At 69.8% G+C, this 25,511-nt stretch carries 25 protein-coding genes and 2 pseudogenes; 15 read left to right on the forward strand and 12 right to left on the reverse strand.

Annotation, left to right across the window (positions count from 1 at the left end; translation table 11 throughout):
• Window positions 1-13 precede the first annotated feature (13 nt).
• Window positions 14-367 (forward strand): MmcQ/YjbR family DNA-binding protein, encoded by a 354-nt coding sequence (locus ATK36_RS20445; protein WP_098513003.1) that lies wholly within the window; start codon window positions 14-16, stop codon window positions 365-367.
• Window positions 368-370: 3 nt separating this feature from the next.
• Here ATK36_RS20445 and sepH read toward each other — a convergent pair whose 3' ends face one another.
• Together sepH and serC are read right to left on the reverse strand one after the other, a co-directional pair.
• Window positions 371-1,207, reverse strand: coding sequence for a septation protein SepH (gene sepH / locus ATK36_RS20450; RefSeq protein ID WP_098513004.1), 837 nt, complete (start codon window positions 1,205-1,207; stop codon window positions 371-373).
• 254 nt (window positions 1,208-1,461) lie between these two features.
• Complete coding sequence (gene serC / locus ATK36_RS20455) at window positions 1,462-2,586, reverse strand: phosphoserine transaminase (protein WP_098513005.1); 1,125 nt, start codon at window positions 2,584-2,586, stop codon at window positions 1,462-1,464.
• Between the two features lie 66 nt (window positions 2,587-2,652).
• Between serC and ATK36_RS20460 the strand changes: the two genes are divergently transcribed.
• Entirely contained in the window at window positions 2,653-3,909 is a 1,257-nt protein-coding gene (locus ATK36_RS20460) for a hypothetical protein (RefSeq protein WP_098513006.1), read from the forward strand.
• Here ATK36_RS20460 and ATK36_RS20465 read toward each other — a convergent pair.
• Genes ATK36_RS20465 through ATK36_RS20485 form a run of 5 tightly spaced genes read right to left on the reverse strand, consistent with a single transcriptional unit; the run spans window position 3,855 to window position 8,662 of the window.
• Complete coding sequence (locus ATK36_RS20465; RefSeq protein WP_098513007.1) at window positions 3,855-5,201, reverse strand: serine hydrolase domain-containing protein; 1,347 nt, start codon at window positions 5,199-5,201, stop codon at window positions 3,855-3,857. The two genes, ATK36_RS20460 and ATK36_RS20465, sit on opposite strands and share 55 nt — an antisense overlap.
• A 23-nt stretch (window positions 5,202-5,224) precedes the next feature.
• On the reverse strand, window positions 5,225-5,848 hold the full coding sequence (locus tag ATK36_RS20470) for a response regulator (RefSeq protein WP_098513008.1): 624 nt from the start codon (window positions 5,846-5,848) through the stop codon (window positions 5,225-5,227).
• The gene (locus ATK36_RS20475) at window positions 5,845-7,035 is read right to left on the reverse strand and encodes a sensor histidine kinase (protein WP_245914932.1); all 1,191 of its coding nucleotides are present in this window, start codon (window positions 7,033-7,035) and stop codon (window positions 5,845-5,847) included. Before ATK36_RS20475 ends, ATK36_RS20470 begins: the two co-directional genes overlap by 4 nt.
• Window positions 7,014-7,826 (reverse strand): ABC transporter permease, encoded by an 813-nt coding sequence (locus ATK36_RS20480; protein ID WP_386998517.1) that lies wholly within the window; start codon window positions 7,824-7,826, stop codon window positions 7,014-7,016. The genes ATK36_RS20475 and ATK36_RS20480 overlap by 22 nt, the downstream gene beginning before the upstream one ends.
• Window positions 7,823-8,662, reverse strand: a complete 840-nt coding sequence (locus tag ATK36_RS20485; protein ID WP_098513010.1) for an ABC transporter ATP-binding protein — start codon at window positions 8,660-8,662, stop codon at window positions 7,823-7,825. Before ATK36_RS20485 ends, ATK36_RS20480 begins: the two co-directional genes overlap by 4 nt.
• A gap of 242 nt (window positions 8,663-8,904) precedes the next feature.
• Here ATK36_RS20485 and ATK36_RS20490 point away from each other — a divergent pair, with 242 nt between their 5' ends.
• Window positions 8,905-10,629 carry an SDR family oxidoreductase gene (locus tag ATK36_RS20490; protein WP_098513011.1) on the forward strand — a complete coding sequence of 575 codons (1,725 nt, stop codon included), beginning with the start codon at window positions 8,905-8,907 and terminating at the stop codon, window positions 10,627-10,629.
• A gap of 14 nt (window positions 10,630-10,643) precedes the next feature.
• A complete protein-coding gene (locus ATK36_RS20495; protein ID WP_098513012.1) occupies window positions 10,644-11,216 on the forward strand; it encodes a TetR/AcrR family transcriptional regulator in 573 nt (190 codons plus the stop codon).
• Window positions 11,217-11,282: 66 nt separating this feature from the next.
• Here the strand turns inward: ATK36_RS20495 and ATK36_RS20500 are convergent, their stop codons facing one another.
• Window positions 11,283-12,422: a citrate synthase 2 gene (locus tag ATK36_RS20500; RefSeq protein WP_098513013.1), complete on the reverse strand. Its 1,140-nt coding sequence runs from the start codon at window positions 12,420-12,422 to the stop codon at window positions 11,283-11,285.
• 489 nt (window positions 12,423-12,911) lie between these two features.
• On the opposite strand from ATK36_RS20500, the pseudogene ATK36_RS20505 reads away from it, so the two are divergent.
• The 7 genes and pseudogenes from ATK36_RS20505 to ATK36_RS20535 all read left to right on the forward strand — a co-directional run.
• A pseudogene (locus tag ATK36_RS20505) lies at window positions 12,912-13,043 on the forward strand (urease subunit beta); the annotation flags it as partial.
• Entirely contained in the window at window positions 13,043-14,470 is a 1,428-nt protein-coding gene (gene ureC / locus ATK36_RS20510; protein WP_170069814.1) for an urease subunit alpha, read from the forward strand. The pseudogene ATK36_RS20505 and the gene ureC, both read left to right, overlap by 1 nt.
• Window positions 14,467-15,169: pseudogene (locus ATK36_RS20515) on the forward strand (urease accessory protein UreD). The gene ureC and the pseudogene ATK36_RS20515 overlap by 4 nt, the downstream one beginning before the upstream one ends.
• 12 nt (window positions 15,170-15,181) lie before the next feature.
• Complete coding sequence (locus ATK36_RS20520) at window positions 15,182-15,799, forward strand: TetR family transcriptional regulator (protein WP_098513014.1); 618 nt, start codon at window positions 15,182-15,184, stop codon at window positions 15,797-15,799.
• Between the two features lie 139 nt (window positions 15,800-15,938).
• Complete coding sequence (gene pdxH / locus ATK36_RS20525; RefSeq protein ID WP_098513015.1) at window positions 15,939-16,622, forward strand: pyridoxamine 5'-phosphate oxidase; 684 nt, start codon at window positions 15,939-15,941, stop codon at window positions 16,620-16,622.
• Between the two features lie 425 nt (window positions 16,623-17,047).
• The gene (locus ATK36_RS20530) at window positions 17,048-18,319 is read left to right on the forward strand and encodes an MFS transporter (RefSeq protein WP_098513016.1); all 1,272 of its coding nucleotides are present in this window, start codon (window positions 17,048-17,050) and stop codon (window positions 18,317-18,319) included.
• Window positions 18,320-18,376: 57 nt separating this feature from the next.
• Entirely contained in the window at window positions 18,377-18,925 is a 549-nt protein-coding gene (locus tag ATK36_RS20535; protein WP_170069815.1) for a DUF3558 domain-containing protein, read from the forward strand.
• A 128-nt stretch (window positions 18,926-19,053) separates the two neighbouring features.
• On the opposite strand, the gene ATK36_RS20540 is transcribed toward ATK36_RS20535, so the two are convergent.
• Both ATK36_RS20540 and ATK36_RS20545 read right to left on the reverse strand, forming a co-directional pair.
• Entirely contained in the window at window positions 19,054-19,899 is an 846-nt protein-coding gene (locus tag ATK36_RS20540) for an MBL fold metallo-hydrolase (protein ID WP_098513017.1), read from the reverse strand.
• Window positions 19,899-20,126, reverse strand: coding sequence for a hypothetical protein (locus ATK36_RS20545; protein ID WP_141544490.1), 228 nt, complete (start codon window positions 20,124-20,126; stop codon window positions 19,899-19,901). The genes ATK36_RS20540 and ATK36_RS20545 overlap by 1 nt, the downstream gene beginning before the upstream one ends.
• 82 nt (window positions 20,127-20,208) lie before the next feature.
• Between ATK36_RS20545 and ATK36_RS20550 the strand changes: the two genes are divergently transcribed.
• From ATK36_RS20550 to ATK36_RS20560, 3 genes are read left to right on the forward strand one after another with little or no spacing between them, the layout of a single operon-like run.
• Window positions 20,209-21,114 (forward strand): aldose 1-epimerase family protein, encoded by a 906-nt coding sequence (locus tag ATK36_RS20550; RefSeq protein ID WP_098513019.1) that lies wholly within the window; start codon window positions 20,209-20,211, stop codon window positions 21,112-21,114.
• Window positions 21,081-21,578: a GNAT family N-acetyltransferase gene (locus tag ATK36_RS20555; RefSeq protein ID WP_098513020.1), complete on the forward strand. Its 498-nt coding sequence runs from the start codon at window positions 21,081-21,083 to the stop codon at window positions 21,576-21,578. Before ATK36_RS20550 ends, ATK36_RS20555 begins: the two co-directional genes overlap by 34 nt.
• Before the next feature lie 20 nt (window positions 21,579-21,598).
• Window positions 21,599-22,819: an amidohydrolase gene (locus tag ATK36_RS20560; protein ID WP_098513021.1), complete on the forward strand. Its 1,221-nt coding sequence runs from the start codon at window positions 21,599-21,601 to the stop codon at window positions 22,817-22,819.
• A 3-nt stretch (window positions 22,820-22,822) separates the two neighbouring features.
• Here ATK36_RS20560 and ATK36_RS20565 read toward each other — a convergent pair whose 3' ends face one another.
• Together ATK36_RS20565 and ATK36_RS20570 are read right to left on the reverse strand one after the other, a co-directional pair.
• Window positions 22,823-23,431, reverse strand: a complete 609-nt coding sequence (locus ATK36_RS20565) for a Uma2 family endonuclease (protein ID WP_245914934.1) — start codon at window positions 23,429-23,431, stop codon at window positions 22,823-22,825.
• A gap of 91 nt (window positions 23,432-23,522) precedes the next feature.
• Window positions 23,523-24,668 (reverse strand): acyl-CoA dehydrogenase family protein, encoded by a 1,146-nt coding sequence (locus tag ATK36_RS20570; protein ID WP_098513022.1) that lies wholly within the window; start codon window positions 24,666-24,668, stop codon window positions 23,523-23,525.
• A gap of 99 nt (window positions 24,669-24,767) precedes the next feature.
• Between ATK36_RS20570 and ATK36_RS20575 the strand changes: the two genes are divergently transcribed.
• The gene (locus ATK36_RS20575; RefSeq protein WP_098513023.1) at window positions 24,768-25,358 is read left to right on the forward strand and encodes a TetR/AcrR family transcriptional regulator; all 591 of its coding nucleotides are present in this window, start codon (window positions 24,768-24,770) and stop codon (window positions 25,356-25,358) included.
• Window positions 25,359-25,511 lie beyond the last annotated feature (153 nt).

Here is a 25,511-nt window from a genome sequence, read left to right on the forward strand (position 1 = left end):
CGATACTGGGCCGATGGCACCGTTGGACGAACTACGCGCCCTCTGCCTCGCGCTGCCCGAGGCCACCGAACGGCTCAGCCACGGCGAGCCGACCTGGTTCGTGCGGGACCGCAAGACGTTCGTGATGTTCGCCGACCGGCATCACGACGACCGGCTCGCGTTCTGGTGCCCGGCACCGCCCGGGGCGCAGGAGGAGCTGGTGCGCACCGAGCCGGACCGGTTCTTCCGCCCGCCTTATGTGGGCCACCGCGGCTGGCTCGGCGTGCGCCTCGACGTGGACGTCGACTGGACCGAGGTGGCCTCGATCGTGCGCGAGGCCTACCGCCAGGTGGCGCCGAAATCGCTGGCCGCCCTCGTGGACGGCTGACGCTCAGCCGCGCTGGGTGCGGACCCCGAGCAGCACGTCCTCCCAGGACGGCACGATCGGATGGTTCTTCTTCGGCTTGACCGGCGGCTGCTCGGCGCCGTCCTCGTCGCTTGGCACACGCGGGAGTTCGCGCGTGTCGGCTTCCCCGCCCGGCTTTTCGGGGGCCTCGATGGCCAGTACTTCCTCGGTCGAATCGAGAGTCGGCTGCACTACGGCCTCGCGAGCGGGCTCCAGCGCGCGCACGGTGCGTGGCGGCCGGTAGGAGTTGGGGTTGAGCAGGACTTCGGCGTTCTCGTCGAGCGCGTGCACGGTGCCGCCGTGCGCGCCGGGGGAAAACGACCAGTGCGCCCGGTTGTCCGACCGCCCGGCCTTCCAGCGCAGCACCACGACCCACTTGCCGTCGTCGCCGCGCCAGGCGTCCCACTGGGCCTGGTTGTAGTCGTGCCCGCGCACACCGAAGGCGTAGGCGATGACCTCGCCGAGCGTCTGCACGTCCGGGCCGTCCTCGCGGACCGGGTGCGCGCTCTGGGCCAGCTCCGCGGTACGCGAGCGCTCCAGCAGTACCGGATAGGCGAACCGCTCCACCCGCTGCACCGACACACCCGCACTGCTCGCGACCTGGTCGACGGACTCGCCGGCGCGGATTCGCGCCTGGATCTCGCGTGGCCGCATCTGGCTCTCCAACTCGATCTCGATCTGGCCCAGCCGGGCGATGTCCCCCCTTGCCGCTGCCCGTAGCCGCTCGTCCGCGGGGAGCAGGAAGCGGGTCCGGCTCGCCGGGTCTTCGAGCACGATGGACTTCCCGTCCTCGTGCAGCCCGACCACCCGCAGTGCCCGCATTTCTCGCCTCCCCGGTCTTCACCTTTGTGGGTGTCCACGGTAGAACGGCGCGTCGGCTTGACGTGCGAGGCGCGCCGAGGCGTCCGCGGTCTGCCACCGCCAAGGGTTATCTTCCAGCCGAGTCGCCATACCCCGGTCGTGACACGCCGAACACGTTCCGTCACGAAAGGCTGAAAGCTGTGAAGGGGCCCTTCACGGATTCAGAGTCCGTGAAGGGCCCCTTCACAGCCTTGATCAGCCTTGGTCAGGCCGGGTCAGGACTGCTGCTCGACGACGTATTCGATGCAGCGGGTGAGCTGGGTGATGTCGTCCGGGTCGATGGCCGGGAACAGGCCGATGCGCAGCTGGTTGCGGCCCAGCTTGCGGTACGGCTCGGTGTCCACGATCCCGTTGGCGCGCAACACCTTCGCCACCGCGGCGGCGTCCACCTCGTCGGTGAAGTCCACGGTGCCCACGACCTGCGAGCGCAGCGCCGGGTCGGTGACGAACGGGGTGGTGTAGGAGGTCTTCTCGGCCCATTCGTAGAGCCGGCCCGAGGATTCCTTGGTGCGCGCCGTGGTCCAGGCGAGCCCGCCCTGGCCGTTCATCCACTCGATCTGCTCGGCGAGCAGGAAGAGCGTGGCCACCGCCGGGGTGTTGTAGGTCTGGTCCTTGCGCGAGTTGTCCAGCGCGGTGGTGAGCGAGAGGAACTCGGGGATCCAGCGGTCCCCGCCGCCGACCTCGCCGATCCGCTCGATCGCCGCGGGCGAGGCGAGCGCGATCCACAGCCCGCCGTCGGCGGCGAACGACTTCTGCGGCGCGAAGTAGTAGACGTCGAAGTCCTCGGCCTTGACCGGCAGGCCGCCGGCACCCGAGGTGGCGTCGATCGCGACCAGCGCGCCCTCGCTGCCCGCCGGGCGGCGGACCGGCACCGCGACGCCGGTGGAGGTCTCGTTGTGCGCCCAGCCGACCAGGTCCGCCCCGGCCTGGTAGGCGATCTCCGGCGCGCTGCCCGGGTCGGCCTTGACCACGACGGAGTCCTTGAGGAACGGCGCCTTGTTCGTCACGGTCGCGAACTTCGCGGAGAATTCACCGTAGGTGAAGTGCTGCGCCTGCTCGCGCACCAGCCCGAAGGCGGCCGCGTCCCAGAACGCGGTGGTCCCGCCGTTACCGAGGATCACCTCGTATCCCTCGGGCAGCGAGAACAGTTCGGACAATCCGGTCCGCACACGGCCGACCAGTGACTTGACCGGCTTCTGCCGGTGCGAGGTGCCCAGATAGGTGGAACCGGATTCGGCAAGCCGGACGAGCTGCTCTTCGCGGACCTTCGAGGGTCCGCAGCCGAAGCGGCCGTCGGCCGGCTTGAGGTCTGCGGGAATGGTCAACTCGGCGTCGGTCATGCGGCCAGTCTCTCAGGTCGGGATCGGCCCGGTAACAGTGGCGGGTGGGTGCCAGATAGTGAGATCGTGACAGTGCCACCGCGCTCGGACGAGACCTCCCGCTACCGGCCCCGGTGGGGCTGGCTGGCGCTGTTCGGCTTGCAGGCACTGATACTGCCGTGGAATCCCGAGGCACGCATCGGTGCGCCCGTGGGGCTGGCTGTGACGCTGGTGCTGGTCTTCGTGCCGTGGCGTCCGCGGTGGCCATGGCCGCAGCTGCGGCGCTGGCTGCGGCCGGTGTCCTTTTACCTTTGCGCATTGTTCGCGGGATGCATTGTCGTGGCCTTGTTCGTCGAGCCGCCGGATGCCGGTGAGGTCGCCGACGCGATCTCCGTGACCCTGATCGCCGCTGTGCTGGTCCTTGGCTCGCTGATGTGGTGGCGGCCCTGGCGCCGTCCGGTCCGCTTCCGCGCGGGGCCGATGGCCGAAGTCCGCGCGGTTTTCGACCGGGATACCGCGCAGTGGGACCACGGGCAGGAAATCCCCCGCCTGCTGTGCCTCACCACGTACCCGCGCCGTGGCCGCAGTCGTTACCTCACGTTGCCGGACTGTCCGCCGGAGCTGGCACTCGAACTGCGCAGGACCGGCCGGCTAAGACACGACGAACCCGATGCGCGAGGCCGGGTGGTGGTGCGGATCGGTGCAGGCACGACGGCGGGGCTGTGCACTGCCGACCCGGTTGGCTTGCCCTCGCGGGGGAATTCCCTCCGGAGTCTGGGCCGGCGGGCGCGGCTGGCACTGCCGGGGATGATCCTGGCGCCGGTCATCGCGGCAGGCGGGAGCTTCGCGGCGTTCTGGTTCGAGGGCGGGTCCGCCTGGCCGGTCCTGATTCCCGCGCTCGTCGGCAGTGGGGTCGCCGTGGCCTGGTGTGCGAACACCAGGTTCGACTCGCGTGCGGTCCGGGGCCCGCTCGCCCCCCGTTGGGCCGCTGTGGTCGACGGGCACGTGTGGCCGGCCGCACCGGTGCACGGCTGGCTCGTGCTCGAACCGGGATGTCCCGCGCGCTTGCTCGTACCGCGGTGCCCGCCGGAAATCGCGGCCGAACTCCTGGCACACCGGCGGGTATGGGTGTTCGGAAACCCGGAGGCGGACACCATCGCGGTCGGGCTGCCCGGCCGCGACGTGTATGCGCGAGCCTATGTCACCCCGGCGAGGCGGCCGGAATACGAGCCCGAACCGGAGTGGGACGAGTTGCCGGAGGAGTACCTCCCGGAGGCCGACGACCAGGATCAGCGCCAGCCCGCCTCGTGCACCCCGCCCGGGATCGGGGCGGCCGGGTCGTAGGGCGTGCGGCTGAAGATGAACGTCACCAGGTTCAGGTGGGTCGCGGTGCCGGTGGCGTCGCGGCCGACGGTCAGGGTTTCGCCCGAGTAGTAACCGTTCAGTCCCCGCCAGCGGTCTTCGCCCAGCGGCGCGAAACCGAAGACCCGGCCGGAGCCGTCGACGGGGCTGAGGGTGAGCCGGCCGTCGCCGGTCAGGCGCAGCAGGTGCGGGGCCGGGCCCCAGTGCCAGAGCCCGGTCAGTGCCAGCAGGTTCGGGTCCACAGTGGACGGCTGCCATTCGGCATCCAGCGCGGGTTCGCGTTTCTCGGTGATGCCGATGAGGTCGAGGCACAGGGCGGCGATGCCGATGCCACTGGTGGTGTTGCCCATGCACAGCGCGCCGGTGCCGGTGGCCGGATCGATCAGGCTCGCGGCCAGGAAACCGGGCATCGAACCGGTGTGCCCGGCCACCTGCCTGCCCTCGTGGCGCACCAGCATCACGCCCAGTCCGAACCCGGTGGCCCAGACCTCGGCGTCGTCGACGGTGTTCATCCGGTGCATTTCGGCCAGCGTGTTCCCGGACAGCACGCCGCCGGTGTGCCCGCCGAGGAACGCCGTCCAGCGGCCGAGGTCGGTGACGGTGGACCACAGCTGCCCGGCGGGGGCCATCGCGCCGGTGTCCGGGGACGGCTCGGGCAGCAGCACGTCGGCGAACGGGTGCACGGCGAATCCGTCCGCGTGCGCGCCTTCCGGGTGTGGGGTCGTGCGGTGCATGCCCAGCGGGATGAGGATTTCGTCGCGCACGACGTCGAACCACGGGCGGCCGCGGTGCCGGGCCACCAGTTCGCCGAGCACGCCGAAGCCGACATTCGAGTAGTGGAACCGGGAACCGGGACGCAGTTTCGTCGCGTCCTCGCCGAGGCTCGCCGTGAGTGCCGCCCAGTCCGCCCCCGGGGAGCGCTCCCACCACCCGCCCGGCGATTCCGAGGTCAGCCCGGAGGTGTGCGAGAGCAGTTGCGCGATCGTCACGAACCCGAACGCGGTGCCGGGCAGGTGCCGCTCCAGCGGATCGGTCAGCGCGAGCCTGCCCTCGTCGCGCAGGCGCATCACCACGGTCGCGATCATGGTCTTGGTGATGGACCCGAGCCGGTACTGGGTGTCGTTGTCCGGCCGGGCGTCGCCGACGCGGCCGCGGGCGCCGGACCAGACGATTTCGCCGTCCCGCACCACCGCGGCGACAAGCGACGGAGCGCGGCCCGCCGACTGTTCACGGGCGAGCCGGCGGTACAGGGCGAGTTGGGTCGAGTCCAGCATGCAAGCCATTCTGCCGGGTTTGATCAGTCCAGCAGTCGCCGGGCCAGCGCAGTCGTCACGGCCGCGGTGCGATCGGACACCCCGAGCTTGGCGAACACCCGCAGCAGATGCGTTTTCACGGTCGCCTCGCCGATGTGCAGCGCCCGGCCGATGGCCGCGTTCGTCAGGCCTTTCGCCACCAGCCGCAGTACCTCGACTTCGCGCGCGGACAGCGGGGACGCGGGTTCCGGATTGCGCATCCGGTGCACCAGTTTTCCCGCGACGGACGGAGAAAGAACGGTCTCGCCGCGCGCCGCCGCGCGGATCGCTCCGGCCAGCTCGGCACGCGACGCGTCCTTCAGCAGATACCCGGCCGCGCCCGCCTCCACGGCGCGCAGGATGTCCGCATCGGTTTCGTACGTGGTGAGGACGACGATCCGCCGCGCCGGTGTGTCCGCGAGGATCGCGCGAATCGCGCCCACCCCGTCCAGCCCCGGCATCCGCAGGTCCATCAGCACCACGTCCGGCTGCTTCACGCGGTCGAGCGCCACGGCTTCGTCGCCCGAACCGGCTTCGCCGATCACGGTCAGATCCGCCTCGGCTTCGAGCATCCCGCGCAGGCCTTCGCGCACCACGGGATGGTCGTCCACGAGCATGATCGTGATCACGCGGGCACCTCCAGTTCCAGTTCGGTGCCGCCGGTCGCGCCCGGCCGCACGGCCAGCTTGCCACCCACTTGTTCGGCGCGGGAACGCATCCCGCGCAACCCGAAGCCGGAGGTGGACGCCTGTGGGGAGAAACCGCGGCCGTTGTCGGTCACCTGCAACCGTACCGATCCATCCACAGCGGACAGTCGTAGTCGGACGGTGGACGCGTTCGCGTGCTTGCGCACGTTTGCCAGCGCCTCTTGGGTCGCCCGGAGCAGCACCACTTCGACCGCGGTACGCAACGGTGGCAGCTCGTCGTCCACTTCGCACTCGACCACGATCCCGGTTTCGTCGGAGAGCCGCTTCGCCTGTCGCCGCACGGCGTCCGCCAGTGATCCGGTGGCCAACGCGGACGGGGTCAGCGCCGCGACCATCGCCCGTGCCTCGGTGAGGTTCTCGCGTGCGGTGCGCCCGGCCAGCGCCAGGTGCTTGCGTGCCGCGTCCGGATCGGTGTCCACTTCGGACTCGATCGCCTGGGTCAGCGCGACGATGCTGGTGAAGCCCTGTGCCAGGGTGTCGTGGATCTCGCGGGCCAGCCGCTCCCGTTCGACCGCGGTGCCCGCCTCCCGGGAGAGCCGTTCGACCTCGGCCTGACTCTCTTCCAGCTCGCGGATCAGCCGGGCTCGCGCGTTGCTTTCCCGCACCACGTCGCTGGTGAACTTTCCGACAAGCATGCTGAACACCACCAGAATCGCGGTCATCGGCAGCAGGATGCGCAGGCTCGGGTTGTGCCAGCCGCCGTTGAGCACCGCGGACGCCGATTCCCACAGGATCAGCACGGTGGTCGAGACCACCGCCGGGCGCAGCTCCAGCAACATGAACAACAGCGGGATGGTGAAGAACAGCACGAAGCTCGCTGTGGTGTCGGCGAGGATCGCGGCAGCGGTGCACAGGACCAGCGCGGCCGAGGCGAGCACACGGGCGGTGCCATTGCCCTCGCCGTGCACGATGCGGCGCCCGAGCACCAGGTAGCCGACCGCCATCAGCCCGATCAGGCCGTCGGCGATCGCCTTCGCCACCGGCCGGGAATCGCTGAAGAACACCAGGAAGGCGGTCGCCACGCAGGCGACCGCGAACAGCACTTCCCAGGCCCAGTAGGACTGTCCCCAGGCGTCGTCGGTGCGGTTCACCGTGCTTCGTTCGTCCACCGGAAGCTCACCCTCGCGAGCACGAGCCCGACCACGCACCAGACCCCCAGGACCAGTGCGACCGTCGGCAGTTCCCATGCTCCTGCCATCTCCTGCGTTGCGGCCTCCGGCGGCAGGAACACCGACCGGAAACCCTGGCAGATCCATTTCAGCGGGAAGAGGGACGCGATGTCGACCATGATCTTCGGCAGATGCGTGATCGGCGTGACGAACACCCCGGAAATGAACTGCAGCACCAGGTACACCAGCTGCACCACGGCCACCGTGCCGGTGGTGGTGCGGGTGAGCGAACTGACCGCGATGCCGAGCAGGGTCGAGGAGACGATCCCGAGCAGCAGCACCCACAGCAGGGTCAGCCACTTCCCCGGCGCGTCCGGCAGCTTCAGGCCGAACAGCAGGGTCGCCACCACGGCCATCAGCACCATCTGCGCCAAGCTGGTCACCGCGACCATCACCATCTTGCCGACGAAGTAGGACGCGGCGGGCATCGGCGTGCCGCGCAGCCGTTTCAGCGCGCCCAGCTCCCGGTCCGAGGCGATCCCGATGCCCACGCTGTTGAACGAGGTGGACACGATGCCGGAGCCGATCATGCCGGCCGCGAGCAGCTGCCCCGAGGACAGCCCGGCCTGCGCGGTCGGCCCGTTGAGGATGGAGCCGAGCAGCACCATCAGCACCGCGGGGAGGGCGAAGGTGAACACCATCTGCTCCCGGTTGCGGAAGAACTGCCGCAGCTCGAACGAGCCACGGGCGAGGCCGAGACTCAGCGTTCCCGGTAGGGCGATGGTGGTCACGATTCCTCCTCGATCAGGTTCAGGTAGACGTCCTCCAGACTGGGCCGGGTCACGGTCAGGCCGGCGAGCTCCCTGCCCGCGCCGGACAACTGCGTGACGAGCTTCGTCGGGAACGGGGTCCGTTCCTCGTGGCTCCCGCGTTCGTCGCGCCACCGCACGATGGCCTCGGCTCGTTCGCGCCCGCCGAGCGTCGCCGGGGTCCCCTCCGCGACGATCTTCCCGCCGGCCAGTACGGCGAGCCGGTCGGCCAGCGCCTCCACCTCGTCCAGATAGTGGGTGGTGAGCAGGATCGTGGTGCCCTCGTGGGCCAGCCCCTCGATCAGCGTCCAGAACTGCCGCCGGGCCGCCGGGTCGAAACCGGTGGTCGGCTCGTCGAGGAAGAGCAGCTCCGGCCGGCCCACGATGCCCAGCGCCACGTCCACCCGCCGGCGCTGCCCGCCGGAGAGCGACTTCACCCGGGCGCCCGCCTTCTCGGTCAGCCCGACCTGGTCGATCACCTCCTCCGGGACCCGCGGGTCCGGGTAGTACTTCGCGAAGTGCCGCACGGTTTCCAGCACGGTCAGCTCCGCGGCGTCGGTGGCCGTCTGCAACACGATGCCGATGCGGGCCCGCCACGCGCGGCCCGCCGTGCCCGGGTCCTCGCCGAGCACCTCCGCCGTACCGGCGGTGCGCCGCCGGTGCCCCTCCAGGATTTCCACGGTGGTCGTCTTGCCCGCCCCGTTCGGGCCGAGCAGGGCGAACACCTCGCCGTGCCGGATGTCCAGCTCGATCCCGGCCACGGCGACCTGGCCCGGATATTCCTTGCGCAGTCCGCGCACTCGCACTGCTGTGCTCATGGCTCTCATCCTGCGTCCGCGGCGGCGGTCCCGGGACGTCCGGGCAGTGGAATCCCGGTGTCCACCGAACGGTGGACAGCGATGCCGTGGTTTCCCGTGGAACCAGCGAAAACACTGTCATGAGCGGCAAATCGGGCGGTGTGGCGAACGCCGGCGGAAGGGCAACCGCCGTCGAGGTGAACTCGATTGACTCTGGGTTAAATTGACTAGTTGTCTAACATGACACTGTGTCTCACAAGGCGATGTCTCACAAGCAGGTGACGGCCGGCGACGGGGTCCGGCTCTCCGTCTGGGTGCGCGGGGTGCCGGAGGGACCGACCGTGGTGCTGGTGCACGGCTATCCGGACAACAGCTCGTTGTGGGACGGGGTCGTCACGGAGCTGGGCCGCCACCACCGCGTGGTGACCTACGACGTGCGCGGGGCGGGTGAGTCGGACAAGCCGCGAGGGCGCGGCGCGTACCGGCTCGATCAGCTCGCCGACGATCTGGCCGCGGTGGTGGACGAGGTGCAGCCGACCGGCAAGGTGCACCTGGTCGCGCACGACTGGGGTTCGATCCAGGCCTGGCACGCGGTCACCGGTGACCGGCTGCGCGGCCGGATCGCTTCCTACACCTCGATTTCCGGACCCAGCCTCGATCACGCCGCGGCCTGGTTCCGTGATCAGTTCGCCCGGCCGACGCCGAAACGGCTCGCGCGCGCGTTGCGGCAACTCCTGCACTCGTACTACATCCTGCTTTTCCAGCTGCCGGTGCTGCCGGAGCTGATGTGGCGCACCGGTGCGATGCGGGCGTTGATGCGCCGCCTTGAACCGGATGTGAAGGCGCCCAAGACTTCCGACGGAGTCCACGGGCTCAAGCTGTACCGCGCCAACATGGGGCCGCGGATGGCTCGGCCACAGCCACGTCCGGCGGAAGTGCCGGTGCAGGTACTCGCGCCGAGCGGCGACGCGTACGTGACCGCGCCACTTCAGGCGGAAGTGCAACGCTGGGTGCCGGATCTGCGAGTGCGGCGGATTATCGGCTCGCACTGGGTTGCCTGCGGCAAGCCGGGTGTGGTCGCCGCTGCGGCGGCGGAGCTGATCGCCTATGCGGAGAGTGGCGAGGAGAGCCGTGCGTTGAAGCGTGCGAGGGTAGGCGCGCCGGCGCGTGGCCGGTTCGCGCACCGGCTCGTCGTGATCACCGGCGCGGGCAGCGGGATCGGCCGGGAGACGGCGCTGGCGTTCGCTGCCGAGGGAGCCGACGTCGTGGTCACCGATGTGCACGAGGAAACCGCCAAGGAGACCGCGAAGATGTTGCGGGATAAGGGCTCTGCTGCTGGCGCGTACACAGTGGACTCATCCGACGGCGCGGCGATGACACGGTTCGCCGAGCAGGTGGCGCGCGAGTTCGGGGTGCCGGACATCGTGGTGAACAATGCCGGCATCGGGCTATCCGGATCCTTTGTGGACACCAGTGTCGAGGACTGGGAGAGGGTCGTGGACGTGAACCTGTGGGGAGTGATCCACGGGTGCCGCGCCTTCCTGCCGATGATGCGGGAACGGGCCGAAGGCGGGCAGATCGTGAACCTCTCCTCGGCCGCCGCCTACCTGCCGTCGACGACCCTGGGCGCTTACGGCACCACGAAAGCGGCGGTGCTGGCGTTGAGTAACAGCTTGCGGGCGGAACTGGCGGCCGATGGCATCGGGGTCACCGCGATCTGTCCGGGCCTCGTGCGTACCAACATCACCGAAACCACCCGGTTCGTCGGCGTGACCGAAGCCGAACAGCGACGGCGGCAGCAGGCTTCCACGAAGCTGTACGCACGGCGCAACTTCGGGCCGGAAAAAGTCGCGCACGACATTCTGCGCGCGGTGGAAAAGAATACCGCGGTACAACCGTCCACCCCGGAGGCGAAAGTGACCTATGTCCTTTCGCGACTTACTCCGGGATTGCTTCGGGCAGCGGCGAAACTGGACGCCACGCCGTGAGCAGGCCGCGCCGGATGACCCCGCAGGCCCGGCGCGATGATCTGATCTCCTCGGCGCTGGACCTGTTCGGCAGCAGGGCTCCGGAGCTGGTCACGGTGGACGACATCGTCGCGCACGCCGGGGTTTCACGGCCGTTGTTCTATCGCTATTTCCCCAGCCTGCGCGAGCTGCGGGAGCAGGCTCTCCGCACGGTGACCGACGGCCTCGTCGACGGGCTCGCGACGCTGGAGGAGGGGCCGCCCGCCGTCCGGGTGCGCGCCGCCGTGCGGGGATTGATCGAGGTGGTCGCGCACCACCGGGCCGGGTATGTCGCCTTGCTGCGCAGCGGTTCGGTGATCGCCACCTCGGACACGGACGCGGCGATCGACGAGGTGCGCGACCGGGCGGTGCAGCTGATCCTCGAATCGCTGGGGATCGCCGAGCCCTCGCCGCTCGTCCTGCTCACCCCGCGTTGCTGGACGGCCGTGGCCGAGGGCTCGCTGCTGTCGTGGCTGCAGGAAGGCACGGTGCCGCGAGACGACCTGGAGGGCTGGCTCTGCGACCAGCTGACCGCCATGCTCGCCGCGACGAAGGCTCACGAAGGCTGAAAGCTGTGAAGGGCCCCTTCACGGACTCAGAGTCCGTGAAGGGGCCCTTCACAGCATTTCGGTGGGTCAGGGCTTGGTGACGTTCGCCCAGCCCTCGACGTCCTCCGGCTTGCGCGGGCCGGGGCCCACGTACTTCGCCGACGGACGGACGAGGCGGCCGGTCCGCTTCTGCTCCAGGATGTGCGCCGCCCAGCCCGCGGTACGGGCCGAGGAGAACATCGAGGGCATCATCCGCGGCGGGACCTGCGCGAAGTCCAGGATCACCGCGGCCCAGAACTCCACGTTCGTTTCGATCGGGTGATCCGGGCGGCGTTCCCGCAGCTCGGTCAGCGCGGCCTGCTCCAGCGCGGCGGCCACCTCGTAGCGCTCGGCACCCAGCTCCTTGCAGGTGCGACGCAGCACCCTGGCCCGCGGGTCCTCCGCGCGGTAGACGCGGTGGCCGAAGCCCATCAGCCGTTCCTTGCGATCCAGGATGCCCTTGACCAGGCCGGTCGCGTCGCCGGTGCGCTCGACCTCCTCGATCATCGGCAGCACCCGGGCGGGCGCCCCGCCGTGCAGCGGCCCGGACATCGCGCCGATCGCGCCGGACATCGCAGCGGCCACGTCGGCCCCGGTGGAGGCGATCACGCGGGCGGTGAAGGTGGACGCGTTGAGCCCGTGCTCCGCGGCCGACACCCAGTACGCGTCGAGCGCCTTGACGTGATCCGGGTTCGGCTCGCCGCGCCAGCGGACGAGGAACCGCTCGGTGATCGACGACGCCTGGTCCACCTGCGCCTGCGGCACCGCCGGCCGGTCCAGCCCGCGCGCGGACTGGGCGACGTAGGACAGCGCCATCACCGAGGCGCGCGCCAGCTGCTCGCGGGCCTGCTCGTCGGTGATGTCGAGCAGCGGCCCGAAGTCCCAGATCGGGGCGAGCATGGCCAGCGCGGACTGCACGTCGACCCGGACGTCGCCGGTGTGCACCGGCAGCGGGAACGGCTCGGCGGGCGGCAGCCCGTGCCCGAACCGCCCGTCGACCAGCAGGCCCCAGACGTCCCCGAAGGTCACCTTGCCCGCCAGGTCCTCGATGTCCACGCCGCGGTAGCGCAGCGCCCCGCCGTCCCGATCGGGCTCGGCGATCTCGGTGTGAAACGCGACGACGCCTTCGAGCCCCGGCCGGAAACCGTCGTCGGCCTGTTCGGTCTTGCTGGTCGTAGAGGTAGTCACTCTCGCGAAACCCTTTCGGTGCGCATTTCCCCGGCTGTAGTTCTCACGCGGACGGGATACACGCTGGCTCCTGGCGCGCCTCATCGCACGGTGGACAAACCATGCTCCTTCCACCCGCCTCGGGGCAACGGAAGATGTGGTGGTTTCGGTCACGATTCCGAGAACGATTCAGTCAACCCGGCACCCGGGCGGCAAGTTCTCCGGCAATCGGGGGTGAACGGCGGGTTGCGCAGGGGCGGGCGCCCGGCTACTGCGAACGAGTCCTTTTGCCTCGGCTCGCCGCGGACACCCACGCGCTCATCGCGCCACGGTCAGGGTGTCGGCAAAGTCGGTGTGGAGGTCTGTGAAGGGTCCCTTCACGGACTCTGAGTCTGTGAAGGGCCCCTTCACAGACCCGGAACCGGTCCGGCGCACGCCACGAGGTGGTCGCACACACGTCCGCATCGCCCGCTGCCGGGTCCCCGACCAACTTTGCCGGAACCCTGGGTGGCCCGGGGTCGTCGGCTCGACGTGCCTGCCGGGACCTCGGTGCGGTTCGAGCCGGGGGTGGAGCGCGAGGTGGACCTGGTGCCGTTGGCCGGGCTCCGGCGAGTGCCGGGGCTGCGGAAGCGGGCGGGCTGATGACGGAGCTCGATCGCATCCGCTACGCCGAGCTGTTCGGGCCGACCACAGGGGACCGGATCCGGCTCGCGGACACCGATCTGCTCATCGAGGTCACCGAGGACCGGTCACGCGGGCCTGCGGGCAGTGGCGACGAGGTGCTGTTCGGCGGCGGCAAGGTGATCCGCGAGTCGATGGGGCAGAGCGTGGCCACCCGCGCCGAGGGTACCCCGGACCTGATCATCACCGGTGCGGTGATTCTCGACCACTGGGGTGTGGTGAAGGCCGACGTCGGCATCCGGGACGGCCGGATCGCCGGGATCGGCAAGGCGGGTAATCCCGACACCATGGACGGGGTGGATCCCGCGTTGGTGATCGGGCCGTCCACCGAGGTGCTCGCGGGCAACGGCCGGATCCTCACCGCCGGCGGGATCGACTGCCATGTGCACTTCATCTGCCCGCAGTTGGTGGACACCGCGCTCGCTGCGGGGCTGACCACGCTGGTCGGCGGCGGCACCGGGCCGAGTGAGGGCAGCAAAGCGACCGCGGTCACGCCGGGCGCCTGGAATCTGGGCCGGACGCTGTCCGCAATGGACGGTCATCCGGTGAACGTGCTGTTGCTGGGCAAGGGAAACACCGTACGTCGTGAAGCCTTGCGGGAACAGCTGGCGGCCGGTGCGGGCGGATTCAAGCTGCACGAGGACTGGGGGTCCACCCCGGCCGCGATCGACGCCTGTCTCACTGTGGCCGACGAATCCGGGGTACAGGTGGCGATCCATACCGACACGCTCAACGAGGCGGGCTTCCTGGAGTCCACTGTGGACGCGATTGCCGGCCGGTCGATCAACGCCTACCACACCGAGGGTGCGGGCGGTGGCCACGCGCCCGACATCATCCGGGTCGCCGGGCTGGCGAACGTCCTGCCGTCCTCGACCAATCCGACTCGCCCGCACACGGTGAACACTCTGGACGAGCACCTGGACATGCTCATGGTGTGCCACCACCTCAACCCGTCCGTGCCCGAGGATCTCGCGTTCGCGGAGAGCCGGATCCGGCCGGGCACGATCGCTGCCGAGGACGTGCTGCACGATCTCGGTGCGATCTCCATGATGAGTTCCGACGCACAGGCGATGGGCCGGATCGGCGAGGTGATCATCCGGACCTGGCAGACCGCGCATGTGATGAAGCGCCGCCGCGGGGCGTTGCCCGGCGACGGCGCGGCGGACAATCTGCGCGCCCGCCGCTACGTGGCGAAGTACACGATCAACCCGGCCATCGCGCACGGGATGGACGGCGAGATCGGTTCGGTCGAGGTCGGCAAGCTGGCCGATCTCGTGCTGTGGGAGCCGAAGTTCTTCGGCGTGCTCGCACAGTCACTTGTGGACACTCCAGACGCGCCGGCGGCCGCGGACTGGGTACGTTCGCAGCTGCCGGCGCGGCACGGGTGAGAGCGCACGCCCGGCTGGTCGCGTGCTTCGACAATGGACGGACGGTTCTGCGTGAGTTGCGCTCGATGGCGCCGCTCACGCTCTTCCCGCGGCGGCACTCCGGCGCCGAAGCCGTGGTGCACCTGGTCAATTCGGCCACGGCCCCGCTGGGCGGGGACGAGCTGCGCCTCGAAGTCCACGTCGGACCGGGCGCGTCGCTGCGGCTTTCCGGGGTCGCCGCGGCCCTCGCGTTACCCGGCCCGCGCGGCGAGCCCAGCTCGTCCACTGTGGACATCGAGGTCGCCGAGGGAGGTGCGCTGGAGTACCTGCCCGAGCCGACCGTGGTCACCGCTCGGGCGAACCATACCGCGATCCTGCGTGCCGAGCTGGCGGAAAATTCCCGTTTTCACACCCGGGAAGTGCTCGTGCTGGGACGCGCGGGGGAGCGGCCGGGCAGGCTGCGCAGCATCGTGCAGGTGCGGCGTGGCGGAGTCCCCGCATTGCGCCAGACGCAGACTGCCGGCGAACCCGGGCTGGACGGTGCGCTCTCCGTCCTCGCCGGACACCGCGTGCTCGCCACCGATCTGGATTTCGGCGGCCCGGCCCGGTCCCGCGGCATCGGGCGCCTGGTGGTCACGCACCCCGCCGGCCGCCGGCGGCACGCTCGGTACCGCGCTGGCGACGGACGTCGTTGTTGCCATGAAAAGGCTCTCCTGCTAGAAATTCTGATCCGTGGCCCGTACCTACGGTGGTATCCCGCCCGAACGAAGACGTGCCGACCGGCGGGAGCGCCTGCTGGGCGCGGCACTGGAACTATTCACCGACAATGGCTTCCGCCGGACGAGAATTACCCAGCTGTGCAGTAAGGCTGGGGTGTCCACTCGGAACTTCTACGAGGAGTTCGACAGTCTGGAAGACGTGTTGCGCACGCTCCACAACCGGATCAACTCCCTCGCCCTGCAGCACGTATCCACGGCCTTGGACGAGGTCGCCGAGGCCGGCGCGATGACCCGGATCGTGCGGTTGCTGGACGCTTTCGTGGCCGCCGTGACCGAGGATCCGCGATTCCCGCGGCTGAACTACGTCGAAGCGATTGGCGTCAGCCCGGAGCTGGAGGCACAGCATCAGGTCTGGGTCGATCGGTGGGCCGCCTTCATCGAGACCGAGGCCCGCCGCGCCGCCGCGGCGGGGGCCGCACCCGATCGCGACTACCGGCTCACCGCGATCGCGATCGTCGGCGCGGCGACCGGATTGCTGCGCGAGTGGCAGGCGCACGAGCCGCCGCTGCCGGTCGAGGAGGTGAGCGCGGAACTGCGCGCCTTGCTGCTGGCCGCGGTCACGCACCGGTGACCTGGATCGATCCGGCCGGTGCGCAGGGTGGCAGGAGTCACCATTCGGTGGGTTTCGCCCGGCATCCGGAGCCAATACCGTCGGGCGGATACCCGTGAGCCGAGACCCCCACAAGGGGTGTGACGGAGGTTTGGGCCGGATGACGCCGGAGATCCACGAGGTGACCGAGGTGCCGGACGCGGTCGTGCGCCTGCCCGGCATGCGAGTGGCCTACGACGGTGCGCCGTTCGACGAGACCGCGCTGGCGGCCACGTGGACCGAACAGCTGCAGAGCTGGCTGAGCCAGGCGGTGTCGGAAGGCCTCGCCGAGCCCAACGCGATGGTGCTCGCCACCGCGGACGCCGAGGGGCGGCCTTCCTCGCGCACGGTCCTGTGCAAAGGCCTCGACGAGCGTGGCGTCGTGTTCTACACGAACTACACCTCGGCCAAGAGTCACGACCTCACCGCGACCCGCTACGCCTCGGTCACGTTCCCCTGGTACCCGCTGCACCGTCAGGTGACCGTGCGTGGCGAGGTGGAGAAGGTCGGCGCGGAGGAGACGGCCGCCTACTGGGCGCAGCGTCCGCGCGGTTCGCAGCTCGGTGCGTGGGCCTCGCCGCAGTCGCGGGTGGTCGACGGCCGCCGTGCGCTGGACAACGCGCTGCGCACGATCGAACGCCGGTTCGACGGCGTCGAGCAGATCCCGGCACCGCCGCACTGGGGCGGCTGGCGGATCCGGCCGGACTTCGTGGAGTTCTGGCAGGGCCGCGAGGACCGGATGCACGACCGCCTCCGCTTCCACCACACCCACGACGGCTGGCACATCGAACGCCTCGCCCCCTGATGGGAGCTCTCTCCACCGTTGACAAGGTCTGTGAAGGGACCCTTCACAGACTCAGCGTCCACGGCCCCGGCAAAGTCGGTCGAGGACCCGTGATCAGCAGAGTGAGCCGTGGCGGCCGCGTCATCATCGGCGGTGCCTACGCGACCACCTCGTGGTGTGCGCCGGACCTGTCCCGAAGTCTGTGAAGGGGCCCTTCACAGACTCTGAGTCCGTGAAGGGCCCCTTCACGGACCTCCGCGGTCGGCGTAGGGCCCCTCACGCCGACTTTGCCGACAGCCTTCACAGCCTCAGCGTCCGTGAAGGGGTTCCTTCGCGGCTCTTCCACGCGCGGTGGTGGGGACGAAAATCACTTGGCTGGTGGATGGTTAGCGAAGCTAAGCTCTGTCGTCGTGAGTGCTGACCCGGGGCCACCGCCTCGTCATGGGGTGCGCAAGCTCCTCAGCCGGATCGTCGTCGATACGCGTCCGCTCAAGATCGTGGCGTTCCGGCGGCTGTGGATATCCACCGCGGTCACGGCGGTCGGTTCGCAGCTGACCGCGGTCGCGGTGCCCAAGCAGATCTTCGACCTGACCGGGTCGTCCGGATACGTCGGGCTGAGCGGCGCGGTGGCGCTCGTGCCGTTGCTCGTGTTCGGGCTGTGGGGCGGGGCGATCGCGGACGCGGTCGACCGTCGCAAGCTGCTGCTGGTCACCAACACCGGGGTCACGGTCACCTCGGCGCTGCTGTGGCTGCAGGCCTTCGCCGGGATCCACTCGGTGTGGCTCGTGCTCGGGCTGCTGGCCGCCAACCAGGCGTTCTTCGCGATCAACATGCCCACCCGCGGCGCGGTCGTGGCCCGGCTCGTACCGCCCGCGCTGCTGCCCTCGGCGAACGCGCTCAACACTACGATGAGCACCTTCGGCGCGGTGTTCGGCCCGTTGTTCGGTGGCGCGCTGATCCCGGTGATCGGGCTGTCCACGCTGTATCTGGTCGACGTCTGTGCCCTGTTGATCACGCTGATCGCGGTGTGGCGGCTGCCCGCGATTCCGCCGCTCGGCGACACCTCGCGGGGTGCCGGGCTGCGCTCGGTGCTCGACGGGTTCCGCTACCTGGCCGCGCAGAAGGTGCTGCTGGCGTCGTTCGTCGTGGACATCATCGCGATGGTCGCCGGGATGCCGCGCGCGTTGATCCCGGAGATGGCGGAGCGCACGTTCGGCGATCCGCCCGGCGGTGGTCCGGCGCTCGGCCTGCTCTACGCCGCATTGCCGGCCGGCGCGGTGCTGATCGGGCTGTTCTCCGGCTGGCTGCACCGGGTGTACCGGCACGGTGCCGCGGTGGTGCTGGCGATCTGCCTGTGGGGCGCGGCGATCGCGGCTTTCGGGCTCGCGCACTCCCTGTGGCTCGCGGTGGTGTTCATGGCACTCGCCGGCGCGGCGGACATGATCAGCGCGGTGTATCGCCAGGCGATCCTGCAGACGGCCACCACCGACGAGATGCGCGGCCGGCTCCAGGGCGTGTTCACCGTGGTCGTCGCGGGTGGCCCACGGATCGCCGACCTCACGCACGGCTGGGCAGCCGCCGCCTGGGGCACCACCGCCACGGCGACGGGTGGTGGCCTGTTGTCGATCGTGCTCGTCGTGGTCGCTGCGCTGGTGATCCCGGTGTTCTGGCGGTACCGCGCGCCGGCCGGGGAGAAGGACGCGACGGCCACCGTATGAGCGGCGGTCGCCACACCCAGCGGCGGGACTTCGCCCGAAAGGCCTAGTATGCGAAGTATGCGTGCCTTACCGATCGCGTTGCTGGTCGTTGCTGCTGCCGGGCTTGTCGGTTGTTCGTCGGGAGGTGAGCAGGCCGCCGCGCCGAAGCGGTCGGCCCCGCATTCGTCGTCCGCCGCGGCGAAGAACGTGGTGGAAACCTGCTCGCTGCTGTCGCCGAACGACGTGAGCAAGGCGATCAACACTCCCGACGTCTCCGCGAAACCGGGGCAGAGCGAGAACACCACCGGCAACGGGGGCAAGGCCACCAGCTGTGAGTACCAGGTCGCGGGCAAGCCGGCGGGTGCGCTCGCGGTGACCCGCTACGAGGGGCGTCACACCAAGCCTGCGGAGATGATCGCCGCGATCAAGAAGGCGAAGGCCGGCGCGGCCGACGTGCCGGGCTTCGCCGACGGCGCGGTGTACTACGTGGATGGGCAGAAGACCGCCACGCTCGCCGCGGCGAAGCTGTCCGGCGGGGTTCCGGTGGTGGTCAGCTACACCGGCCCGGTCAAGATGACGCAGGAGATGATGATCCCGCTGGTCCGCACCGCGGTCTCCGGAGCCTGACCGCCCCGGTGCCCGAGGCCGGCCGATGGGCGCACCCCCGGAGCGTCGATTAGACCGGGCTACCGGAGCTGGACGTGAGCGCCGGTGGTGAAGTGGCCGGGCAGGTGCTCGGCCGGCTGGGCCGGCCTTCAAAGTCCACTATGGACTGATCGGCGGCGCAATGCCTGGAACTCCACCGCACTGTGCGCGCTGAACACGGTGACCTCGTCGGCATGGTCGCGGGCGAGGGTGCGCAGCCGCGCGACGTTCGTTCGCCGGGTGCGGCCGTCCATCTGGTTGAGGTTGGCGAAAGCGCGCATGCCCGGCGGGCAATACGGCCGTACCGGGGCCACTTCGCCGTGGAAGAAGTACGCGTCTCCGGCGTGCAGGAGCCAGCCTTTGCCGGTGTCGACGGCGACGCCGGCGTGGCCGTTCGTGTGGCCGGGTAGCGGGACCAGCAGGATCTCCGGCGGCAGGCCGCGCAGCGGGCGGACCGCGTCGAAGCCGAACCAGATCTCGCCGGTCTCCTCGTAGATGCTCCACTTTGGACTGTGTGCGAAGTGGTTCGTCCGGTAACGGGTCTTCTCCGGAAGGTTTTTCGGGTGACCGGCGGCCCGGCGCTCCCGCGCGTGGACGTGCACGGTCGCGTCCGGGAAGTCGGCGAGCCCGCCGGCGTGGTCCAGGTCCAGGTGTGTCATCACGATGTGCCGCACGTCGGCCGGATCGTGGCCGAGGGCGCGGATCTGTGCCACCGCCGTCTCCTCGGCCGAAGGGCGCCCGCCCACCATCGTGAGCATCGGCGCGCCGAGCCAGCCGCGCGGATCGGTCGCGGCATGGCTGCCGAGTCCGGTGTCCACCAGTACGAGTGAATCCGCGGTCTCGATCAGCAGGCAGTGCGCCACGAGCAGGCTGCGCCGGGCGAGCCCCGGGTTCCCGTCGAACAGTCGCCCGCCCGGCGGGTGCATGGTTCCGCAGTTCAGATGGTGTACGCGCATCAGAAGTACTCCCGTTCGACGGTGGTACGCAGATGGGTGGCGACGGTCTGCGGCGGGGGCACGTCCCGCCTGATCTGCTTGCGTGGCCCGGTTTCCCGGCGCGTCTGTCGCAATGGGACAGACAATGACTCGCTTGCGGACGTCGGCCCGGTCGCGAGGTAGCCCTGCCTGCCGAACAGGCCGGTGGTCGATGGGAGCATCCGGCGACGGCTGTCGGTACGGGCCATTTCGATCACGGTACCCGCGCCATGACGACCGGTCTAATCATCCGGCGGACCCGCGTCCGGTCCGGCCGGTAGCCTCGGCGCCATGGCGAACCCCACCGGAGAGCAGTTCGAAATCACCCGCGGCACCGCCCGCGCCCTCGTCACCGAAATCGGTGCCGGGCTGCGTGCGTTCGAGGTCGGCGGGGTGCCTTACGTCGAAACGTTCGCCGAGGACGAGAAGCCGCCGAAGGGGCTCGGGCAAGTGCTGCTGCCGTGGCCGAACCGCACCAAGGGCGGCCAGTGGGCGTTCGAAGGCGAGAAGCAGCAGCTGGAGATCACCGAGGAGGCCCGCGGCAACGCCATCCACGGCCTCACCCGGCATCTGGAATGGGAGCTGCTGGAGCACGCCGAGTCGTCGATCACCCTCGCCGTCGACGTCGCGGTGCAGCCCGGCTGGCCGGTTCCGCTGCGCGCCACGGTCACCTATGACCTGCAGCCGCGCGAGCTCGTGATCACGCACGAGATCCGCAACGAGGGGGAGCAGCCGATCGGCGTCGGGGTGGGCACCCACCCGTACTTCCGGCTCGGTGACGTCCCCACCGACGAGCTGACGCTGACCCTGCCCGCCGCGCGGGTGCGGCCGTACGAGGGGGACCAGCAGATGCCCTACGCCGAGGAACAGGACGTGGCCGGCACCGAGTACGACTTCCGCGCGGGCAAGGTGCTCGCCGGGGTCGACCTGGACACCGCGTTCGGCACGCTGGTGCCGGCCTCGGACGGCACGCACCACCACGTGCTCGCCCACGGCGACCGGCAGCTGGTGGTCTGGACCGGTCCGGATTTCCGCTGGGTACAGGTGTTCACGCCGGACGAGCTGACCGGCCGCGGCCGCGCGATCGCGATCGAGCCGATGACCTGCCCGGCCGACGCGCTCAACACCGGGACCGACCTGATCGAACTGGCGCCCGCCGGGTCCTGGACGGCCAGCTGGGGAATCCGTGTCCCGTGACGCCTGAGCTGCTGCCCGAGTCCGCCGCCGGTGAGCTGCTCACCCTGCAGCGGGCCGCGTTCCTGATCGAGGCGCGGGCGCACCACGACCTCGATCTGCCGCCGCTGCTGGAGACTCTCGACCAGGTGCGGGCCGCGCTCGCCGACCCGGCGGTCACCGTATGGGGATTCCGGGACGGCGCGCGGATCGTGGCAGCGGTCCGGGTGGTGGTGCGTGGTGAGGTCGCCGAGCTGGGCAGGCTCGTGGTCGCTCCGGACCGCCAAGGCGAGGGGTTCGGCACCGCGTTGCTGCTCGCCGCCGAGGCGGCCGCACCACCGGCGGTCACCGGCTTCCGGCTGACCACCGGTGAGTTCTCGGCCGGTCCGCTGCGGCTGTATACCCGGCATGGGTATCGCGAGACGCACCGCAGCCCGGAAGGCGAGCATCAGCTGGTGCACCTGGCGAAGGTGCGCGAGGCGCGCTGATTTCGTTAGCGTGTCGAACTATGGCGTACAAAGCGATTGTCGGGGGCTACGTCGTCCCCATCGGTTCGGCCCCGATCGACGGCGGCACAGTGCTTCTGGAGGACGACCGGATCTCCCGCGTCGGCCCGGAAGCCGACGTCGAGGTGCCGGAGGAGGCGGAGCTGGTCGACGCTTCCGGCAGCTGGGTGCTGCCGGGGTTCATCGACGCGCACGCGCACCTCGGGGTGTCCGAGGAGGGCGAAGGCTGGTCCGGTTCGGACGTCAACGAAATGACCGACCCGAACGGTGCCCGGTTCCGCGCGATCGATGGCATCGACCCGTACGAGACCGGGTTCGACGACGCGCTCTCCGGCGGCGTGACGAGCGTGGTGATCAAGCCGGGCTCGGGCAACCCGATCGGCGGCCAGACCGTCGGCGTGAAGACCTGGGGCCGCAGCATTCTGGACATGACCTTCGCCGAGCAGGTCAGCGTGAAGAGCGCGCTCGGCGAGAATCCGAAGCGGGTCTACGGGGACAAGCAGACCACGCCGTCCACCAGGCTCGGGGTGGCTTCGATCCTGCGCGAGGCGTTCACCAACGCCCGCAACTACCAGGCGAAGCGCACGCACGCGCTGAGCGAGGGCAAGCCCTTCGAAACCGACCTCACCCACGAGACTCTGGCCAAGGTGCTCGACGGCGAGCTGTACTGGGATCAGCACGTGCATCGCGCGGACGACATGGTCACCGCCATCCGGCTGGCCGAGGAATTCGGCTACCGGTTGGTGATCAACCACGGCACCGAAGGTCACCTGATCGCCGATCTGCTGGCCGAACGCGAGGTCCCGGTGATCCTCGGTCCGCTGTTCACCACCCGGTCGAAGGCCGAGCTGCGCCACCGCAGCCTGCGCTCTGCGGGCATCCTGGCCAGGGCCGGGGTGAAGATCGCGATCACCACCGATCACCCGGTGGTGCCGATCAACTTCCTGGTCTACCAGGCAGCACTCGCGGTGAAGGACGGACTGGACCCGGAGACCGCGCTGAAGGCCCTGACCGTGCACCCGGCCGAGATGCTCGGCCTGGCCGAGCGGATCGGCTCGCTGACCCCGGGCTTGGACGCGGACGTGGTGGTGTGGTCGGGCGACCCGCTGGACGTGATGAACCGGGCCATGCGCGTGTTCGTCCGGGGCCGCGAGGTGTACTCCTTCGACGAGTCCACCGGCGAGGGCGTGCCGGCGGATCGGCGGTACCGGGAGACGCGCTGAACCTCAATCGAGCAGCGCGTTGAGATCGATCTTGCACGGGAACGGCTCGGTGGTCGTGAAGACGCCGGTGACCGCCGGGCCGTTCCGGTAACGGGATTCCCCGTCCCGGTGGCAGACCACGAGGGAGATCGGCTGGGTGAGATCGAGGATCCAGTAGAACGGGATTCCGGCCTCGGCGTACTCGCTGTGCTTGGTCTTGTGGTCGGTGCGCTTCGAGCCAGGGGAAACCACCTCGACGACCACGAGAACCTCGTTCGCGCGGAACATCGCCGAATCCCGGTCGACCCGCTCGTTCGCCGCGCGGTAGGTGATCATGAAATCGGGGCGACGCGAGAAACCGGCTTGGCCCGGCGGCGTCAATCCCAGGTCGACGTCCAAGTCGAGGTTGACGTCGAGTTCAGGCGGTAGCTGTGGCTCCAAGATGGTCGACAGTCGATAGGCGGCTCTGTTGTGCCGTCTGATCGGGCTTGGGGACATCACGACGCGACCCTCCACGAGTTCAGTGAAGCCGGATTCGGGTTCACCGAGGGCCGCGTATTCCTCGATCGACAGCAGGTGGTCCGGGATCTTCCAGGGGAATTCACTCTGCGTCGGCTCGGGACGTGCTGTCACAGCGTCTCCTCACGTCACCGGCATTGTCTCACGGTCTTCGGCGACCGTCAGTGACCATATCGACGCCGATGATCACGAACTGGAGGAAAGATCAGGCGTTCTTCAGCGCCCGTGCGATCACCATCCGCTGGATCTGGTTGGTGCCCTCGAAGATCTGCGGCACCTTCGCCTCGCGCAGGTAGCGCTCGACCGGGAAGTCCCTGGTGTAGCCGGCGCCGCCGAGGACCTGGACGGCGTCGGTGGTCACCTTCATCGCGCCGTCGGTGGCGATCAGTTTCGCGATGGAGGACTGACGCTGGAAGTCCATGCCGCGGTCCCGGCGGCGGGCGGCGTCCAGGTAGGTCGCGCGGGCCGACTCGACCGTCGCGGCCATGTCGGCGAGCAGGAATTCCATGCCCTGGAACTCGATGATCGGGCGGCCGAACTGGCTGCGGCCCTTCGCGTACTGCACGGCCTCGTCCAGCGCGGCCTGCGCCAGGCCGACCGCGCACGCGGCGATGCCGAGGCGGCCGGAACTCAAGGACGACAAGGCGATCTTCAGTCCCGAACCCTCCTCGCCGATCAACCGGTCGGCGGGGACCTGCGCGTCCTCGAACAGCATCTGCGCGGTCGGGGAGCCGGTGAGGCCCATCTTCCGTTCGCGAGGCGCGGCCGAAAGGCCTGGAGTCGACGAATCGACCAGGAAGCAGGAGATGCCGTGGCTGCCGTCACCGCTCGTACGCACCAGCGTGGTGTAGAAGTCCGCGACGCCCGCGTGCGTGATCCACGCCTTGGTGCCGTTGACGACGTAGTTGTCGCCGTCGCGACGGGCGCGCGTGGACAGCGCGGCGGCGTCGGAGCCCGCGTGGCCCTCCGACAGTGCGTACGCGCCCAGTAGCTCGCCCCCGAGCATGGTCGACAGCCAGCGGTTGCGCTGTTCCTCCGTGCCGTACTCGGCCAGCGCGTAACAGGACATGGTGTGCACGGACAGCCCGACGCCGACGGTCATCCACGCGGCCGCGATCTCCTCCAGTACCTGCAGGTACACCTCGTATGGCTGGCCACCGCCGTCCCACTGCTCCGGATACGGCAGGCCCAGCAGCCCGGACTTGCCCATCAGCGTGAACAGATCCCGGGGGAAGCGCTCGGCCTCCTCGTCCGCCGCGGCGCGCGGTTTCAGTTCCTCGCGCGCCATCTCCGTGGCGAGGGCGAGCAGGTCTTCCGCCTCCGAGGTGGGCAGCAGCCGTTCCGCAGGCATGGGATCCTCCAGTAGGAGTACTCAAAACAGTACTGTGGGCCGTTCTAGAGTATCGCACCGGGGCGGGGCCGCCTCCCGGAAGTAGGAGATAGTGACCAGATGTCCACACCCGAGCTCCGCCGACGGCCCACTGCGCGGCAGCGGGCGCTGCTGGCCGAGCTCGAGGCGGTGTTCCTGGCCGAGGGCTTCGCCGGATTCACCCTCGACGATCTCGCCGCCCGTCTGCGTTGCTCCAAATCCACCCTCTACGCGCTCGCGCCGAGCAAGGAACAGCTCGCGGTCAAGGTCGTCGCGCACTACTTCCGGGGTGCCGCGCAGCGCATCGAGGAGCGGATCGCGGGTATCTCCGACGCCCGCGAGCTGATCGGCGAGTACCTCGCCGGTGTGGCCGAGAACCTGAACCGGGCCTCGCCCGCGTTCATGACCGACATCGCGGAGTTCGCCCCCGCCCGCGACACCTACCAGCTCAACAGCCGGGCCGCCGCGCGCCGGATCCGCGCGTTCATCGATCACGGCGTGGCCGGCGGGGTGTTCCGCGACGTGCAGGCCCGGCTGGTCGCGGAGATGGCCGGGCTGATCGTGGAAGGCATCCAGACCGGCGTGCTGGCCCGCCGCACCGACGTGTCCGACGCCGAAGCGTTCACCGCGCTGGGCGAGCTGCTGCTGGGCGGGCTGACCAAGCAGGACTGACCCGCGCCGGCCGAGGTGGGGCCCCGGCAAAGCCGGCGTGGAGGGCACTGCGCAGACCGCGGAGGTCCGTGAAGGGTCCCTTTACGGACTCTGCGGCTGTGAAGGGACCCTTCACGGACCCGAAACCGGTCTGGCAGCGACGGCTCTCCCTGC

The sequence above is a fragment of the Amycolatopsis sulphurea genome (assembly GCF_002564045.1).
GTDB classification, from domain to species: Bacteria; Actinomycetota; Actinomycetes; order Mycobacteriales; family Pseudonocardiaceae; genus Amycolatopsis; species Amycolatopsis sulphurea.